General features: G+C 78.1%; 3 protein-coding genes. All 3 read left to right on the top strand.

The window, feature by feature from the left end:
• Positions 1 to 1201 (top strand): D-alanyl-D-alanine carboxypeptidase/D-alanyl-D-alanine endopeptidase (gene dacB, locus AC0IVP_RS21765; protein WP_471759259.1); only part of this gene is annotated, 1201 nt, incomplete at its 5' end.
• Between the two features lie 40 nt (positions 1202 to 1241).
• Entirely contained in the window at positions 1242 to 2324 is a 1083-nt protein-coding gene (locus AC0IVP_RS21760) for a zinc-dependent metalloprotease (RefSeq protein WP_471759258.1), read from the top strand.
• A 4-nt stretch (positions 2325 to 2328) separates the two neighbouring features.
• The coding region (tilS, locus tag AC0IVP_RS21755) for a tRNA lysidine(34) synthetase TilS (RefSeq protein WP_471759257.1) at positions 2329 to 3299 on the top strand (971 nt) is incomplete at its 3' end.

The raw sequence follows: 3299 nt of genomic DNA, 5'->3' as shown, positions 1-3299 counted from the left end.
CGGGTCGGCGTCGGCGCGGTCGGACAGCGTCCCGGTGTACCCGGCGATCGGCAGCCCGGACAGCACCGCCCCGGCCCTGGGCAGCGGGCTGTCCGCCGAGGTCGTCGACGTCGCCACGGGTGCGACGCTGCTGGACACCGACGCGCAGGACCCCGGCACCCCCGCCTCCACCGCCAAGGTGCTCACCGGCCTGGCCGCGGTCACGGTGCTGGGCCCGGACACCACGATCACCACCACCGTCGTCGCCGGCGCCACCCCGGGCGAGGTCGTGCTCGTCGGCGCCGGGGACCCCACCCTGTCGACCACCGCGCCCTCGCAGAGCTACCCCGGCGCCGCGACCGTCGCCGACCTCGCCGCTGGCGTCCAGACGGCGCTGGCCGGGGTGCCGGTGACCTCCGTCGTCGTCGACAACTCGCTGTTCACCGGCCCGCTGACCGCGAGCGGGTGGGGCAGCGAGGACGCGCCCTCGACCTACGCCGCACCGGTCACCGCCACCGCCGTCGACGGCGCGCGGGTCTCCCCGGGGCAGACGCCCCGGTCCGGGCAACCCGGCATCGACGCCGGCACGGCGCTGGCCGCCGCCCTGGGTGCTGCCGGGGCCCCGGTCCGGCTGGGCTCCGCTGCCCCCGGCGCCGCCGTGCTGGGCTCCGTGGAGTCCGCGCCGGTGGAGCGGCTGGTCGAGCAGGCCCTCACCGCCTCGGACAACCTGCTCGCCGAGACCCTCGCCCGCCAGGTCGCGCTGGCCACCGGGGCCGAGGCCAGCTTCGCCGGCGCGGCCCGGGCCGTGGCCGACGCGGTGGCCGCCGCGGGCCTGGACACCACCGGGCTCGCACTGTCCGACGGCAGCGGGCTGTCCCGCGAAGACCGGGTGCCCGCCCGGCTGCTCGTCGACGTGCTGGAGGCCGTCGCGGACGGTTCGGTCGAGGGGGCCGGGGCGGTGCTGTCCGGGCTGCCGATCGCCGGGTACACCGGGACGCTGTCCGACCGCGCCGACGCCGACCCGGCCACCGCCCCCGGCGCGGTCCGGGCCAAGACCGGCACGCTTGCGACCACCAGCGCGCTGGCCGGTCTCGTCGTCACCACCGACGGCCGGCTGCTGGCCTTCGCGCTGCTCGCCGACGGCACCACCGGGGACGTCGCCGGGGCCGAGGCCGCGCTGGACGACGTCGCCGCGGCGCTGGCCGGCTGCGGCTGCCGCTGAGCCGGGCCGGGGCCCGCCCGGCTGCGTACCGTGGCTGCGCATGAGCAGCTCCCTGGTCGACTGGTCCCTCGCCGGGCGGACCGCCCGCCGGCTGTCCAAGCCCGGGCCGGAGACCACCCGTGAGGAGGCTGCCGCGGTCGTCGCGCAGCTGCACGAGTGCGCCGCGGCCGCGGTCGCGCACGTCGAGGCGCTCACCGGACTGGCCCCGTCCGTGGACTCGCCGGTGCCCACCGTGGCCGTCGTCGACCGGCCCGGCTGGGTCGAGGCCAACACCGCCGGCATGGCCGCGCTGCTGGACCCGCTCACCGCCGCGCTGCAGGAGCGGACCGGGGAGCGGCCCAACGCCGTGGTGCAGGCCGTGGGCTCCCGGCTGACCGGGGTGCAGGCCGGTGCGGTGCTGGCGTTCGTGTGCTCCAAGGTGCTGGGCCAGTACGAGGTGTTCGGCAGCGGTGGCCGGCTGCTGCTGGTGGCCCCCAACATCGTCGAGGCCGAGCGGCGGCTGCGGGTGGACCCCTACGACTTCCGGCTGTGGGTGTGCCTGCACGAGGTCACCCACCAGCTGCAGTTCACCGCCTTCCCCTGGCTGCACCGCTACCTGGAGGAGCAGGTGTCCGCCTTCGTCGAGGCCAGCGACCTGGACCCGGGTGTGCTGCGCGAACGGCTGCGTGACGTGGTGGCCGGCCTGGCCGACGCGGTGCGGGGCAGGCCGGTCGAGGGTGATGCGCCCGGCGGCCTCATGGCGCTCATCGCCGACCCCGAGCAGCAGGCCGTGCTGGACCGGGTCACCGCGGTGATGAGCCTGGTCGAGGGACACGCCGAGTTCGTCATGGACGGCGTGGGCCCCGACGTCATCCCCACGGTGCGCACCCTGCGCAAGCGGTTCAGCCAGCGCCGCAAGGGCACCGGCCCGGTCGACCGCGTGCTGCGCCGGCTGCTGGGGCTGGAGCAGAAGATGCAGCAGTACGCCGACGGCCGGCACTTCGTCGCCGGCGTCGTCGACCGGGTCGGCATGGAGGCCTTCAACACGGTCTGGACCGGCCCGGAGACACTGCCGCTGAAGGAGGAGCTCACCGACCCCGACCGCTGGGTCGAGCGCGTCCTGCACCTGCCCGCGCTGCGCTGAGCCGGTGGGGCCCGACCCGGCCGTCGCCGCCGTCCGCAGCGCCGTCCGGCCCGGTCTGACCGACGACGCGACACCGGTGCTGGTGGCCTGCAGCGGGGGAGCGGACAGCCTGGCGCTGGCCGCCGCCGTGGCCTTCGAGGCCCCCCGCGCCGCCCGGCGCGCGGGGGCCGTCACCGTCGACCACGGCCTGCAGCGCGGGTCGGCCGACCGGGCCCGGACGACGGCGGACCTGCTGCGCGGGCTCGGCCTGGACCCGGTGCTCGTCGTCCGGGTCGACGTCGGCACGGCCGGCGGGCCCGAGGGGGCGGCGCGGGACGCCCGCCACGCGGCGCTGCGCTCGGTGGCCGCGGAGCACGGCGCGCGCATCGCGCTGGGGCACACCCGCGACGACCAGGCCGAGACGGTGCTGCTGGGCCTGGGGCGGGGGAGCGGTCCCCGGTCGGTCGCCGGGATGACCGCGTGGCGTGCGCCGTTCTGGCGCCCGCTGCTGGGCGTCGAGCGGGCCACCACCCGCCGGGCCTGCGCCGCCGAGGGCCTGCCGGTCTGGGACGACCCGTGGAACACCGACCCGGCCTACACCCGGGTGCGCCTGCGCAGCGAGGTGCTCCCGCTGCTGGAGGAGGTCCTGGGCGGCGGGGTCGCCGCGGCCCTGGCCCGCACCGCCGCGATGGTCCGTGAGGACGTCGACGCCCTCGACGCCCTGGCCGCCGCCGTCCCCGACCCCACCGACTGCGCGGCGCTGGCCGTCCTGCCCGCCGCGCTGCGCCGCCGGGTGCTGCGGGCCTGGCTGATGGCCGAGGGCGTGCGGGACCTGCAGGCGGTCCACCTGCGGGCCGTCGACGCGTTGCTCACCCGGTGGCGCGGGCAGGGCCGGGTGGACCTCCCCGGCGGTGCGGGTGTCGCCCGGACGTCTGGCAGGCTGGTCCTGCTGCCGGGCCCCCCTCCGGCGGGGGTGGCGGGCTCGGTCACGGTGGG

Source organism: Klenkia sp. AC732, from assembly GCF_979256525.1.
Note: the sequence above shows the minus strand (reverse complement) of the source record. Positions and strands in the feature narration are given on the sequence as shown.

Bases quoted from the DNA above. Each gene is read 5' to 3' on its own strand.
- AC0IVP_RS21760 (WP_471759258.1), top strand. From the start codon at position 1,242: ATGAGCAGCTCCCTGGTCGACTGGTCCCTCGCCGGGCGGACCGCCCGC.